Raw genomic sequence first — 14,533 nt, forward strand, 5'->3', positions numbered from 1 at the left:
TACATCATTCATGAAAGGCAAAGCGACAAGTTTTGATATCGCCCACCTAGCCGGTGTATCTCAGTCCACCGTGTCTCGTGCGTTGCGCAATTCCCCCTTGGTCAAACAAGAGACCATCGACAAGGTCAAGCGCATCGCTCGCGAGCTCAACTACACAGTGGATAAGAACGCTTCAAGTTTGCGCTCTCAACAGAGTCAAACTCTAGCGCTATTGCTGTTTGAAGACCCGACGTCCGACGACTCAAACATCAATCCGTTCTTTTTCTCTATGCTGGCGTCCATCACTCAGGCATGCGCCCACGAGGGCTATGACCTATTGGTGTCCTTCCAGCAACTGTCCAATGATTTTCACGCCGACTACGAGGACAGTCACAAAGCCGACGGCATAATTTTATTAGGCTATGGCGACGACATCGAGTACAAACCCAAGCTCGAAGCCCTACAAAGCCAAGGCACTCGCTTTGTGCGTTGGGGACCACAATCCCAAGCTGGACTAAGCGTTAGCTGCGACAATCGCCAAGGCGGTGCACAGGCCACTAAGCATTTGATCGACAAAGGTCATCAGCGCATCGCGTTTGTGGGTGATGCGTCAAATCACTACCCGGAATTCTTCGCTCGTTACCAAGGTTATGTCAGCGCTTTAATGGCCCACGATTTACCGGTTGAGCCAGCGCTACAACACAATGCCATCACCACTGAAGAAGCCGGCTATGAGGCCACCAAGCAACTGTTAAATCAGGGCGATAGCTTTACCGCTTTGTTTGCCGCCAGCGACTTAATCGCGGTTGGCGCGCTAAAAGCCATCGCCGAGAAGGGCCTAAAAGTGCCGCAAGACATCGCAGTCGTGGGCTTTGACGATATTCCCGTTGCCAGCTACACCAGTCCGCCGTTAACCACTGTGCGTCAAAACACCAAATTAGCCGGTGAAGTGCTGGTTAAAAGCCTTATCGCACAAATTCGCGGCGAAGAGGTGGAGTCCACCACCATCGCCACCGCAATTGTCGAGCGTGGTAGCAGCGGCTAGTCCGCTGCTCTTAATCCTACCTGCTCAGAGCACGTCGATCAGTCTACTGTCCCAAGCGCTTTAAGCAGTTCAGCCTGTTCCACCGCGCCGTTGTTAATCCAAACTTGCACTGAATTACCCGCCAGTTGCGTGCTTAGCTGCTCGCCTTTGGCAATGGTACGAGTCTCACCACTGATGGCCTCGACCCACTCGCCGACGGCCAAATACTGGCTGACATTAAACGCCTCTGTGTCATTGCCCTTGTTGAGCAAGACCAAAGCGGTTTGAGCCACTTCCTGATTCTGGTAAACCCGATAAAAGGCCGCGCGATTGCCTTGCAACTCTAGGTTCAACTGCAGGCCGCGTTGCAGTGCCACATTGGCCTGACGCACTTTGGCAATTTCGCTCAGTCGTGCGCGAATCGGATGACTGCGCGCCTTCTCGATGTTCTCAACACCAAAGTAGTTGCGATTGCCTTTGTGCTCCGCCTTACCGCGCTCAAAGCCAATTTCAGAGCCGTAGTACACCACAGGAATACCGCGAGCGGTAAACAGCCAGTTGTGGGCATTGATAAAGCCGTTGTCGTCGGTATCAATGCGCGGCATATCGTGGTTGTCGTAGAATATGGTCAGCTCGTAGGGGTTGGCGTAAGGGCCGCCGTCCAAGTACAAGGTATCAGCTAGCTGTTCAAAGCCCTGGCCTTTTTCAAACATATCCGCCAACGCTTGCTTCATTGGAAAATCCAACACGCTCATCTCGCCTTTACCCGCTTGGGTGTATTGGCCAATCTCTTGCGCGTCAAAGGAATACACTTCGCCAAACATGAACAAGTCAGGGTACTGAGCGCGAATTCGCTTGGAGAAAGTATCCCAGGCACTCGCCGGTACGTGCTTCACCGTGTCGATGCGAAAAGCATCCGCACCTTGGGACAACCACTGTAAGTAAGCGCTGACAAAGTAATCCATCACTGCTGGATTATCGACGTTCATGTCCGCCAATTCCGCTAGGTCTGGGGTGGTGTTAAAGAAGGCGTGCAGCGGCTCAGAATCTGGGGTTAAGTCCGCTGGTTTTAGATTCATGTGATCCGCCACCAAGCGACCATCTTTATCGTACAGCTTGCCGTAATCCGCTTGGATTTCTGGCATGGTGTAGGCTGGTGAGCCGTGGTTAATCACCACATCCAACACTGTCTTCAAGCCCTTGTCTTTTAGGCTCTGGGTTAACTCGGGAAAGCCCAAACCTTCAGATGGCAGGTGCTTGTCCACTTCAAAGAAATTAACTCCCCAGTATCCGTGATAACCCGCCTTGCCGCGATCCATCGCAAAGCCTTCGGCTTTGATTTCTTTACCACCGCTAAAGGCCTCTGCTGGGTTTTTAACAATAGGCGTCATCCACACCGCGCTAAAGCCCATTTCGCGAATGTAATCGGCGTGGTCTAACAGGCCTTTGAAATCACCCCCTTGATAGCCCACATTGCCCACTTCACCGTTTGGCCAAACTAGCTCGCGATTCCAACCCGAGTCTTGCTCAAAGTTGTTGCTCGGGTCGCCATCGACAAAGCGGTCGGTGATCACAAAGTAGACCGCCTCCGAGGCAAACGGGTGCTCGGTGCCACTCAGTAGCGGACGTTCGACCGCCGCGTCTGAACTTGCACCGCCGCAGCCGCTTAGGGCTGACGTTATGGCTATGGCTAACAGGTGACGAGCTTTCATTGTTCTGTTCTCTCCATGAATAGTTTGACCTTAAAAGTACTGGCCTTAAAAGCACTGACCTTAAAAGTACTGGCCTTGAATAAATTGGCTTTAAGCGTGTTCTTCGCTATCGGTCGATACCAGCAGCGAACAAATACCCGCTAGCACCAAACTCACGGCGCCAACCACCAGGGCATAAATCGGTTGGTTATCAAAGGCAAACTTAACAATCAGACCCAAAATGGTGGCCGCTAATAGTTGCGGAATGGAGATGAAGAAATTAAAGATCCCCATGTACACACCCATTTTGTTCGCCGGCAGACAACCGGCCAGCATGGCGTATGGCAAGGACAGAATCGATGCCCAAGCAAAGCCAACACCTACCATAGAAATCAGCAAGTAACGCGGGTCGTCGATCACTAGGAAGGACATAAAGCCAGCGGCACCTAACAGCAGGTTAATCAAGTGAGCTTTGCGCAAACCAAACTGACGCACCAGAGCCGGAATAACCACAGCAGCAGCCGCCGCAAAACCGTTATAGGCGGCGAACAATACACCCACCCAGTTAGCGCCTTGGTTATAAGCTTCAGACGAGGTATCCGTGCTGCCGTAGTGCACTTCGGTCACAGCCGCTGTGGTGTAAATCCACATGGCAAACAGAGCAAACCAAGAGAAGAACTGAACCCAAGCCAGCTGCTTCATGATTTGCGGCATATTGAATAGGTCGTCCATCACAGTATCAAAGCCGTTAGATGGCTTAGCGGCGGCGCGACGCTTACCCACCACCAACTGAATCACACCAAAGATAGCCAGGGTAATGGTCAGAATGTACAGCTGCTTATCTAGGTCAAACAGGTAAACCCCAATGGCGCCAATCAGGCCTGGCAGTAACCACAGCCAAGCGCCTTTGTTGTAGGCTTCGGCGGTGCGCTGTACCACCGGAGGACGCTCTTGCGCGTCTTGCTCGTCAAAGGCTTCTAGCTGCTCTGGGGTGTACTCTTTGGACGACACCACAGTCCAACCCACGGCCACAAACAGCACCACGGCACCTATGTAGAAGGCGTAGCGCACCGTGTCTGGGATCTCGCCAGGGCCGGCTTCGTTGCTCACACCAAAGTGGGCCAAAATCCATGGCAGCATAGAGGCTACCACCGAACCCACACCAATGAAGAAGCTTTGCATCGCAAAGCCTTTAGGCTGTTGTTTCTTAGGTAGGTTATCGCCAACGAAAGCGCGGAAAGGCTGCATTGAGACGTTAATCGCCGCATCCATGATCCACAGCATACCGGCGGCCATCCACAACACGCTGGAATTTGGCATCAACACCAGAGAGGCCGAGGTGAATACCGCACCCCACAAGAAGTAAGGACGGCGACGTCCCATGCGAGTCCAAGTACGGTCACTGAAATAACCGACAATTGGCTGGACTAACAGACCGGTTACCGGGCCTGCGATCCACAGCAGCGGAATGGTTTCCATATCCGCGCCAAGGGTTTGAAAAATACGGCTAACGTTGGCGTTTTGCAGAGCAAAACCAAACTGGATCCCTAAGAATCCAAAGCACATGTTCCAAATTTGCCAAAAACTTAAATTGGGTTTTTCGTTGGCCATGAAACGTCCTCTTATTCTTTTTAGAATTCTGCTGATTCTTTGTGGCCGGAAGTATCAATAAGCCAATAAAAACCCAGCCGACCGCTGGGTTTTCACGAATACTAGGCTAGCGAGTAATAGTCAGCACTTCTTGTGTTTGGTCCCAAGGCAGGCTCACGCTTAGGGTGTTGTTTTTAATCTCAACCGGTAAGCTCTGGCCTGATAACTGCACTTTGGCACTGTCGTGAGTCCAGTTGTGAACCTTCAAGGTCAGTCGGCGTTGTTTTGGCGCGCCTTGGTAATCCCCTTTGGCATTCACACTGACGGTCAGCACTCGATTCTCAAAGTTGGCGTCAAACTCCAACAACTGGTATTGACCTTGGGCAATCGCCTCTGGGTTTTGACCATCGTCTTCGTACATGCGCCCCTGCCCTTTAGCGATACTATCGTCGTGATAGTAGTGCAGAGTCAGGTTGGCACTGGAGTAGTCTTTGGTGGAGTCCATCTCGCCCACCATAGGGATAAAGCTACCGCCTTTGGCCAGCACAGGAATGGTTTCAAGAGTCACCGGCAAGTCAACCGACTGACCACCGTTAAAACGCACACCGTTGAAGAAGTCGAACCAAACACCGCTTGGCAACTCCACCGCCACTGAGCTAACTCCTGGGTCGGTGACCGGAGCCACCAGCAAGCTATCACCCCAAAGGTAAGCGTCTTTGCGCTCAAACAACTTGGCATCGGCTTCGTCGGTAAACATCAGCGGACGCATCAGCGGCATACCCGTGGTGCTATTTTCATAGGCCAAGGTATAGATGTAAGGCAGCATTTGGTAACGCAGCTTCACGTACTCACGCACAATGTCTTTGGTGCGCTTGTCGTGGAACACAGGCTCAGGCGCAATGTTCTCTTGGGCGTGTGGGCGGTATACCGGTTGGAACACTCCATACTGCATCCAGCGAGTGTACATCTCGGCGTCAAACTCTTCGCCACCGGCAAATCCACCGAGATCTGAGTGGGTGTAGCCAAGGCCTAACAGACCCATTTGTAGCGACAATTCCACTTGCGGTTTTAGACCACCCCAGCTGCGACTCACATCGCCAGTCCAAGGGATCATGCCGTAACGCTGTGAGCCAACAAAGCCAGAGCGCATCATGATCATCGGACGCTTATCAGGTTGCGCTTGGCGCAGGCCTTCGTAAACCAACTTGGCCCACTCGTGCCCATAGGCGTTGTGAATTTCATCCGCGCTACCCACGCTGTGAATGGTGTCGTGTGGGTGGACTTCTGGCTCACCTAGGTCGCCCCACCAGCCGGCAACGCCTTGCTCTAACAGACCTTGATAAATGCCCCAGAACCAGTCTTTACCTGAGTCGCTGAACACATCGATAAGACCTGTGTTACCAAAGTAGAAATCAAAGGTCTTCGGCTTACCGGCAAAGTCTTTAGCCAGCGCATCGGCTTTAACCGCTTCGTCCCAACGCTTGGAGCTAGTTAAAACGAAAGGCTCGGTAATCAAAATGGTGTTAACCCCAAGCTCGCTGAAGTCCTGAATCATTTTCTCAGGTTTAGGCCAGGCTTGGCGGTCCCAATCCAGGTTACCCATGTGGCCCTGAATGTCCTTACCAAACCAGTACAAGTCCAGCACGATGGCGTCCAGCGGGAAATCTTCCTCGATAAACTTAGCCACGGTTTCACGGGCTTGTTTCTCGGTGCGGTAGCCAAAGCGCGAGGCATAGTTACCCAGTGACCAACGCGGAGGCAGAGGTTGACGGCCAGTGGCGTCGGTCAAGTTTTCGATAAGATCCGGATAGCTGCCACCAGCAGCCACCAGATAACCGGTGCGACCACCTTGAGCTTCGAACTGCATCACATTGCTTTCGGTTTTGCCCAAGTCCATCCAGCCAGTGGCTGAGTTGTCGAACACCAAAGCGTACTTGTTGGTCGACATCACCGCCGACAGACCGTAGTACATTTGGTCAGCTTCAGTGGTGTAGCCGTAGGAAGCTTTGTTGTACAGCGGTAGGCGATGACCACGACGGTCCATGCCCAAGACCCGCTGACCACCACCGATTAGCTTCTCGCTGTCATCCAGCTTAAAGCGAAAGCCGCGCACGTTGTCGTGGACAAACAAGCCCGACTCTTCGGCGACAATGGCTTCACCTTGGTGGTAGAAGCTGATGTTCAGCGGCTGAGTTTCAATTTTGGCACTAATTTGCGGCAGCTGATATTCGATCACCGCACCATTGAGCTTCACCTCACCAAGGGTAATTGGCGCGTTTTCGTCAATGGCAAAGGATGGCAGCTGCTTCACATTGGTCGGTGCGTAGTGCACCCCAATCGCACCATCACCATAACCGGTCAGACGCACTTCACCTTCGTCGGTGGTCAGTACCAACGCCTGGTCGTCGATTTTGTGGGACAGTACCTGCGCAGCCTCAACTGCACTAAAGCTCAAAGATACTGACAGTGCGCCTAGAGCAATCCAAGTGTTTTTCATCGATTGCTCCTTAGTTGGCTTTCACTAGCAAAATGCGTGATTGCAAAGCAGCCATTGGCAGGTCAATTTGGCCCTGGCCTTGGCGCACGTTTAAGGTCAATTTGGAACCATCGATTTGGTCCACCAAAGTGTAGCGACCGTCATCCAGACCAAAGTTGGCCACCATAGCCGCTGGCAATTCAAAGCGAGCGTCAGTGCCTTGGTTTTGGTCAAAGTTGGCCACCACAATCAACTGCTCTTTATTGTCCCAGCGAGCAAAGCTAAACAGCTGGTTTGTGTAACCTGGGTTGTCTCGGTTTGCGGTGTGCAATTCGGCGTACTTGCCCATTAGCGCACTCGAGTTACGAGTGAATTGCATCAGTTTGATGTAGTAGTCGCGCAAGGCTTGCTCGCGCTCACTTAACTGGCCGCCGTCAAACTTGCCACCGTTCATCCAACGCTGGTGTGCTTCAACACCCCAGTAGTCGAAAATGGTGGTACGAGTGGCTTTACCAAAACCGGCATCAACCTCTGCGCGCTCACCCACATCCTGACCAAAATACAGCATGGTTGGCGAGGTGCTCAAAGTGGCTGAGATCACCATGGCAGGCAGGGCATTCTCTGGCTCACCGGCGAAATCCGGGGTGGCGATGCGCTGCTCGTCGTGGTTTTCCAAGAAGTGCAGCATGTGGTGCTCGATGTCCGCCATGCCCGCTTGAATCGGTGCAATCGCGTCGGTGGTTTTGCTGCCGCGAATGATGTCTTTCAGTGTGTCGTACAGCTCTACCTTGTCGTATAGGTAGTCCATCTTGCCCTTGTGCAAATAGTCGCGGTACAAGTGCGGCTGGTAAACCTCGGCCAACAAGAAGGCATCAGGGTTGACTCGTTTGATGTGGCTGTTGAGGTAGCTCCAAAACTCTACCGGTACCATTTCCGCCATGTCGTAACGGAAACCATCGATACCGAATTCAGTCCAGAACAAAACGATGTCTTTGAACTTCTTCCAGCTATCAGGCACGTCTTTGTCGGCCCAGAACGCATAGTGCGCGGCTAAGTCTTGCTTGTCGTAACCTTCAGGCAGGGTTGGGAAATCAAAGCTGCCATCCGGGCGCACACCGTAGTTGACCTTAACCGTCTCGTACCAGTCGTGTTGGTTTGGCTTGGCCGAACGAGCACCGTTACCGGTCCACTTGGCAGGGTTTTCGGCAAACTCCCCGTCTGCCAATGGGTGGGCTTCACCGCCTAACGGCGCGTAACCTTGCTCCCAGTCTGGCACTTCAAACGGCTGACCAACCACGTAGTAGAAATTGTTGTCGCGGGCGTACTCCACTGAATCGTCATCGCGAGCGCCAAAGTCTTCAACACCTTCAGGCTTGCCCAGTGACACGTAATCACGAGCAATGTGGTTTGGCACGATATCAATCAGTACTTTCATGCCGTGATTGTGAGTGCGATCCACCAGGGCTTTGAATTCTTGCATACGATTGGCAGGATCTTCTGCCATGTCTGGGTTCACCGCGTAGTAGTCTTTCACCGCATAAGGAGAGCCCGCGCGACCTTTAATCACATCTGGGTCGTCAGTAGAAATACCGTACTGGCTGTAATCGCCAACCACTGCGTGGTGCAGAACGCCAGTGTACCAAACGTGGCTAACACCTAGCTCTTTAATGCCCTTAAGGGCGGCGTCGTTGATGTCGTTGAATTTACCAACGCCGTTTTCTTCTAGAGTGCCCCAAGGTTTGTTGACCTGTTTAGTGTTACCAAACAAGCGCGTGAACATCTGATAAACGACGGCTTTTTGTGCAGGTTCTGCTTCGGCTTGAGGCGCGGGAGCTGGGCCTGGGGTACTGCAGGCCGATAGAGCTCCAACCAATGCGGCGCTCAGACCGATTGCGATTGCGTTGCGTTTCATATTTATTCTCTTTGTTATTTTGGCTCGTCGACGTCACACCAAGGCAGTTATTCAAGAGCGACGAGCCACGCAGGCTATGTAATTAGGCGTTTTTAGTTATACCGATGGTAATCCTGCCCCCTAATATGGGCAAAGTTTTGCATACGTATTCAATTAAGTGCTAATACCCATTTCCCGTAAGAATGGGGGTTTGCGGCAGGTCGATCCAGACCTGGTCCATAATTTTGGGTTCGTTTGCATTGCCACCACCAAAGGCCCAAGCGCTGGCATTTGGCGCCAGTGGACGCAAGTCCCCTTCTCCAGCTCTATCCCAGCTGGTGACGTACAGTCTGACACCATACCAAGACTGGATACCAAAGGCGCGGGAATCATAGTGCAAAGTGATTTGCTTCGCAGATTTGTCCACTTTGACCACAGGAACTGGGGTGAGGGGCTGGCCTATGTGCTTTTGGTCGGCACCTTGGGTGTCATAAAGGGCGTTGCCCCACCCAAAGATTCGGTGGCCAATGTGCCAGCGCGACTGATTCGGCATCTGTGCATCAAGTTCCGGCAATTGGCGCAGTCCTTCACTGCTCGCCTGCTTACCAAGGTCAAAAAAGATGGCAAAGCTGACGTTGTCAAAACCGTTGGTGGGCTGCCAGTTATCGCTGATTTCAGCCATGGTCAGTGTCAGCTGCATAATTCGCCCAGCCGCTTGGACCTCGGCGGCCACTATGTCTCTTTGCTCACCACTGGCGGCGTGAGTCGGCGAGCGATACTTGCCGTTTGGCCCCTTGGCATCACCGGCTTTAGCGCTGGCTTGAACCCTGATTTGCGCCTGCTCCACCCGAGTGGTCAGGATCACCGGCTCGCTCACTTGGCCGAATTCCGGCGAATAAAGCTGCAAACTTACCGAACGCTCGCCCAAATCGCTTACTGGCAAAGTCCATTGCCAAGCGCCTTGATTGTCGACTAACAGTTCTTGTGCGCTTGCGAGCTCGCCGTCCACCAACATAAACAGCGCTGCATCGCCACCGCTAAAGCGGCCTTTGATGACAGTATTCTGGGTCAGTACTTTTTGCGCGGGCTTTATAACCGTCATTTCAACCTTGGCTGAATTCGCAGCAACCGCTTCACCGCTGATTCGATACACTCGAATCGCACGAGCGGGCAGTTCTAAGGTATCCAAGCCCGGCTGCGGCTTGGCTTGCTCCACATACCCTTGAGTCTCATCAAATAGGGGTTGCAGGGTTTTACCATTGAGCCCCAAACCACTGGCCAGTCGCGGCGAGTCAGCGCTATTAAACAACACTAAGATAGTGTCGTTCTGATAGCTGCGAGTGTATGCAATCACCCCAGCGCCGCTGGTCTCAGCGCTGAGTAACTTAAAATCCCCTCGAGTCAGCGCTTTTTGCGATGTACGCAGACGAGCTAAATCCGCAATAAAGCGAAACAAGGGGCTTTGAGTGTCAAACTGGTCATTATCGTTAGCATAACCGCCAGCAAACATAGCGCGCCTGGTTTGCACAAAGCCTTGTTCATCGCCTTGGTAGATCACCGGAATACCGGCAAAGGTAAAAATGGTGGCCAGCGCTTGCTTAAACGCCGGAATAGAACCCGATGCTAAAAAGCGGGCGGTGTCGTGGTTGTCGACGAAGTTGGGGATCACGTACGGGTCTGGATACACCGCCATCGCCTGCTCTAGGCGATAGCCCAACTGGGCGGCCGGTTGGCCTTGGGCGAAGACTCGGGACAGTTCGAAATACAGCGGAAAGCCAATCACCGAATTGAGTTCGGGCTTGGCGTCACTACCTAAAAAGCTGACCAGTTTACGCTCACCAGCGTTGTCCATGGGTGCTGAGCCATCAAAAATCTCACCAAAGGCTAAGAAATGCTCGCGACCGGTCTCGCGAGCCTTGGCAAATACCCCGTCATCGCTGTGTAGAAAATCGTTCCAAAAGTCGTGCTCCACGTATTTGGCGGTATCGACGCGATAGGCATCCACCCCCACTTGATCAATCCAGTAGCGGTAGCTGTCTTTTAACACCTGGCGTACTTTCGGGTTTGAGGTGTTGATGTCCGCCAAGCTGGCTAGCTGATAGGTAAACTCTTGAACTGGGTCTTGGTAGTCCTGAATGGACGGCGTCCAGTGGTATGCATTCGTTTGCACATGCTCTGAATTATTGCGGTCAACATGGGCAAAAGGCGCTTGTGTCGGGAAGCGATTACCGGGGTGTTCTTCGTTGAACAGCGCAAAGTTTTTGGCGGTATCATTGGGGTCGTACTCGCCGTCATAACCAAAGTAATTTCCTGTGTGATTCACCACTATGTCTTGAATCAGATACATATCGCGACCATGGAGTTGGCGCGATAAACGCTGATAATCCTGCAAGCTGCCATAGTGCTCGTCCACCTGCATAAAGTTGCGCGCCCAGTAACCGTGATAACCGCCGTAACTGCCGCGGGGATACCACCATTGATTGGCCACCGGCGGGGTTAACCACAGCGCCGTCGCGCCTAAGGCCTGAATGTAATCCAATTGGGCACTGATCCCGCGCAGATCGCCACCGCTGTAATGACTTCCCTTACTCGGGTCATACACCCCTGCCCCTTGGTCATTATTGTGCGGGTCGCCGTCGTTAAAGCGGTCAGTGAGCACAAAGTAGATGACCTGATCGCGCCAGTCAGGTGATGGCACGTGCAAAGGGCCCAATGGCTGCGCTGCCACCTGAGCACAAGCCATCAGGCTCAATCCAGAAATCAGAGGTTTTAGCAGGGACATAATTCAGTATTCCATTAACAAAGTTCAGCCAGTATAGGCCGAAACTCATCGCATAAAAAAACACCCCAGCCACAAAGGCTGAGGTGTTGTAGGTAAGCAAACTAATTTAGGTTGCTTAGAAGGTGTAGCTTACGCCCAACATGAAGTTACGGCCGTATAGCTGGTAGTCCTTAATCTGACTTGGGTGGTTTTCGTAAGTCACGAATTCCTGGTTGGTCAGGTTGGTACCTTGCAGGTACACAGTCAGACCGTATAGCGCGTCGATACCAGACTCAGAGAAGTCGTAACCGATTTGCGCGTCAACCAAGGTTTCACCTTTCACGAAACGCATGTCGCGAGCCAGCGATACGCCAGACACTTCACCTAGGAAGTCGCTGCGGTAGCGAGCAGATACACGCGCCTGGAAGCCAGCGTTTTCATAGTAAACCGTCGCGTTAGCGGTTTTCTCAGACAGCCCTGGTAGAGCAATTGGGTCAGAATCTTTGGTTTCGCGAACTTTAGACTGGTTGTAAGCACCGTTGATGATCAAACCAAATGGTTCTAAGGCATCGTGCAGCAGTTCACCGTTTAAGTGGGCAGAGAATTCTAGGCCGCGAATGTAACCACCTTCGCCGTTAGCGTAGGTATTCACGTAACCCTCGCGCATATTTGGCTGTGGGTCGGGCACAGTAATATCGCTAAAGTCACCAATGACTTGTTGGCTGTATACGTGGTTTTCCAATTGCTTGTAGAAAGCACCAACGGCGACGTAGCTGCTACCGAAGTACACTTCGTAACCCAAGTCATACTGCCAAGCCATCCAAGGCTTAAGGTGAGGATTTCCAGAGTTTGCGCTCCAAGGGGAATTCTCGATATCAGTGCTATTGGACTTTTCAGCGTCGTAATTCACATCAGAGCTGGCTTTCATTTGGTCCATACGGGCACGGGCCAAAGTACGAGCCGCCGCCAGACGGATTTGATGACCATCGATCACTTGATAGCTCAGGTTCAAGCTGGGCAATAGTTCGGTGTAGTTGGTGCCATCAGTTACATTCTGCTTAACCACTTTACCGTCGTTGATGTTGCTGCGGATACCGTCTGAAGACTGGTCAGTGTGAACCACTTGAACACCTACGTTACCCAGCAAAGGACGACCAGCGATTTCGCTGTCGATATCAGCTTTCACAAACGCAGTGGTCACTTTCTCGGTCACGCCCCAGTTCTCTACCGAGCGACCCAGCTCTACGTCAGCAGCGTTGATGCCGGTGTAGTAACCGTCGCGAAGTAGCGCACGTGAGTCATACGACAACATATTGCCAAGGCCGATGAAGCCTAGGTTTGTTGGGTCGAGCAAGTACTGAGTTGGAATCGCGTTTGGCGTAACACCGCGGGCACCTAGCTTATCTTCGTTTACTGCTAGGTAGGTGCCAGTGTAGTCCTTAACCTTAGAACGCTCAGAGTAATTCAACCCCACACGAACTGCAGAAATGAAGCTATTGTCAGTAGTGTAAGTGGTTGAAAAACGTGCCGAACTAAGTTCGTCTTTGGTGGTACCTTCGTTGATAAAGCCGTCTTGCCCTAATGGAACCGCGTTATTGCCCCAGTTATAAGGGCCACCTAAACCGATGTAGGCAGGATTGTCTAACTCTAGGTTAGGATGCGGGATAAATACCGGGCCGCGATCGGTCATCTTGAAACCTAGGTCCAGACACATTGGATCATTCGCACAGCCATCTTGCGCGTTTCGGCTAGAAGAGGCATAGGACTCAAAAGCCCACTTGCGACGGTCCGCTTTAGAGTGAGCGATGTCTAGCTCAACTGACCACTTGTCATTGATTTCGTATGCATTGTTCCAGCCCACCGACAGAACATCTGACTTGGTTTCGGTAATATCGTTGCGAAGCATGAGCTTTTGATTCTTCAAAACGCCTTCGGTAACAACACCATTACGGCTGTTAATTACTTCAAAGCCGTTATTACCAGAACCGTTACCCCAGTGGGCGCCGGGGATTTCTACGCCGCGCAGAATCTGCTCATCGTCAAACTTGGAGTAAAACACGTCCAACACAGAATGAAATTTGTCGTTTGGCTTGAATTCGAACACACCCATGAAACCATCGCGTTCAAGGACTGATGAGCGAACATAAGGCTTAGCGCCTCCCATAATGGTACGATCGTCTCGCTCACATTTTCCGTCGTTGGCATCGCCTTCAGAACAAACTTCTGGGTAACCCCAGATGTGCATGCGCTCTTCTTGGTTTGGCGACTTCATGCGCGCATAACCAAGGGCGATACCAATGGTGTCATCGGCAAACTGGTCGATGTAAGAAATCGAACCGCGGTAACCTTTGTCGGTACCGTCAGGGTTCAGCGCACCCATGTCGTTTTGCTCGCCTTTTAAGTTAACTACCAAGGCTTGCTCGCCATGCGCCAATGGGCGCACGGTGCGCATGTCCACAGTACCACCGATGGCTTGCGCTAATACGCCTGCATCTGGAGTCTTGTAAACAACAGCACCGTTAAGAAGTTCGGAAGGGTATTGGTCTAATTCAACACCGCGGTTATCAGAAATGGTCACCTGCTCACGGCCGTTCAAAGTCGCGGTGGTGAAGTCTGGCGCTAGGCCACGAATAGAGATTACGTTGGCGCGACCGTCTAGACGTTGCGCAGTTACGCCTGGAAGGCGAGCTAGCGACTCAGCAATCGATACGTCTGGCAGTTTACCAATGTCTTCGGCAGAAACCGCTTCAACGATAGAGGTGTTGCTCATTTTCTCCATCTGCGATGCGGCCATTGAGGCGCGAATACCTTTAACTTGAATTACTTCAACAGCTTGCTCGGCTTGTGCAGCAGTTTGGTCTTCAGCCGCGTAGGCTGAAACGGAAACACCTGCAGCCAACAAGGCCATAGTGATAACGCTTGGCTTGAATGACATTACTTCCTTCCCCTTTGGAAATCATTTCATTGTTATTGTTTTAACTGCGCTTGAATTCGCAGATGTCAGGATACTAAGCAAGCTTGCTCACATTTCCAAAACCAATGCATACGTATTCAGTCACAAAAACGCATCCTCGGAAGCGAATCTGTAAAAATCTCGTCAAGATTGCGATCCAGCTCGGTA

Annotated in this window: 7 protein-coding genes; 1 reads left to right on the forward strand and 6 read right to left on the reverse strand. The window is 52.1% G+C overall.

The genetic code is table 11. From position 1 onward, the window contains the following. Nucleotides 1-10 precede the first annotated feature (10 nt). Nucleotides 11-1,024, forward strand: coding sequence for a LacI family DNA-binding transcriptional regulator (locus tag CLC93_RS13015; protein WP_095506415.1), 1,014 nt, complete (start codon nucleotides 11-13; stop codon nucleotides 1,022-1,024). A 38-nt stretch (nucleotides 1,025-1,062) separates the two neighbouring features. On the opposite strand, the gene CLC93_RS13020 is transcribed toward CLC93_RS13015, so the two are convergent. The 6 genes from CLC93_RS13020 to CLC93_RS13045 form a co-directional block, all read right to left on the reverse strand. After that, nucleotides 1,063-2,715, reverse strand: coding sequence for an alpha-amylase family glycosyl hydrolase (locus tag CLC93_RS13020; RefSeq protein WP_095506416.1), 1,653 nt, complete (start codon nucleotides 2,713-2,715; stop codon nucleotides 1,063-1,065). Nucleotides 2,716-2,805: 90 nt separating this feature from the next. Continuing rightward, nucleotides 2,806-4,305 (reverse strand): MFS transporter, encoded by a 1,500-nt coding sequence (locus CLC93_RS13025; protein ID WP_095506417.1) that lies wholly within the window; start codon nucleotides 4,303-4,305, stop codon nucleotides 2,806-2,808. Nucleotides 4,306-4,411: 106 nt separating this feature from the next. Beyond that, a complete protein-coding gene (locus tag CLC93_RS13030; RefSeq protein WP_095506418.1) occupies nucleotides 4,412-6,781 on the reverse strand; it encodes a glycoside hydrolase family 31 protein in 2,370 nt (789 codons plus the stop codon). Nucleotides 6,782-6,791: 10 nt separating this feature from the next. Next, nucleotides 6,792-8,672 carry an alpha-amylase family protein gene (locus CLC93_RS13035; RefSeq protein WP_095506419.1) on the reverse strand — a complete coding sequence of 627 codons (1,881 nt, stop codon included), beginning with the start codon at nucleotides 8,670-8,672 and terminating at the stop codon, nucleotides 6,792-6,794. Between the two features lie 160 nt (nucleotides 8,673-8,832). Beyond that, the gene (locus CLC93_RS13040) at nucleotides 8,833-11,433 is read right to left on the reverse strand and encodes an alpha-amylase family glycosyl hydrolase (RefSeq protein ID WP_095506420.1); all 2,601 of its coding nucleotides are present in this window, start codon (nucleotides 11,431-11,433) and stop codon (nucleotides 8,833-8,835) included. 115 nt (nucleotides 11,434-11,548) lie between these two features. Beyond that, the gene (locus CLC93_RS13045; protein WP_095506421.1) at nucleotides 11,549-14,347 is read right to left on the reverse strand and encodes a TonB-dependent receptor; all 2,799 of its coding nucleotides are present in this window, start codon (nucleotides 14,345-14,347) and stop codon (nucleotides 11,549-11,551) included. Nucleotides 14,348-14,533 lie beyond the last annotated feature (186 nt).

It is taken from the genome of Paraferrimonas sedimenticola, assembly GCF_002282855.1.
GTDB lineage: Bacteria > Pseudomonadota > Gammaproteobacteria > Enterobacterales > Shewanellaceae > Paraferrimonas > Paraferrimonas sedimenticola.